We start from the raw sequence: 552 nt of genomic DNA on the forward strand, positions 1-552 counted from the left end.
GCCGTGGAGCGAGGGACCGGGGCCGGATCGGCCGGCGGTGCGGTCCCTCTTCAGGCCAGCGCGCGGAGGCGACGGCGGGACTCTCGTCCGGCGCTGCGTGCATTCCGGCCGCTCCCGCCATGTCAACCGATCGGGCTGGATTGGCGACCAATCAATCGGACCGCAATGACGCCGGGCGCAGATATTGGCTCGATTTTCCGAGTCGGGCCCATCACGTTCCTGTGAGGGTCAGATATCTGACGGATCATAGCAGATAACCTGTAATAAATTTATATTATACGGAATTTTAATCCATGTCTGGGTCCGTAACAAATATTAAACAACTGGGTCTTAAGATGTAAAACAGCTTGATCGACGCAATGAGATGCCATGTATCGTGCGTTCGTCTGCCTGGCTGCCGAACACACGGCCTGGGCCATTCCGTTGGCGACGCTGGTGGCGTGGCTCTCCTGTCATACTGCCCTCCAGTTACTTGGGCAGGCGCGTGCCGACCAGGGCCGGCGCTCGCTCGGGTGGCTGCTCGGGGCCGCCTTCTCGGCCGGGGCCGGGATC

The 552-nt window shown here is 60.9% G+C and carries 1 protein-coding gene; it reads left to right on the plus strand.

All coding sequences use genetic code 11. The features are described 5' to 3' along the window. Window positions 1-369: 369 nt before the first annotated feature. Window positions 370-552: hypothetical protein (locus tag VP06_RS37705; RefSeq protein ID WP_048468121.1), on the plus strand; the 183-nt coding region annotated here is incomplete at its 3' end.

Source organism: Methylobacterium aquaticum (genome assembly GCF_001043915.1).
GTDB classification, from domain to species: Bacteria; Pseudomonadota; Alphaproteobacteria; order Rhizobiales; family Beijerinckiaceae; genus Methylobacterium; species Methylobacterium aquaticum.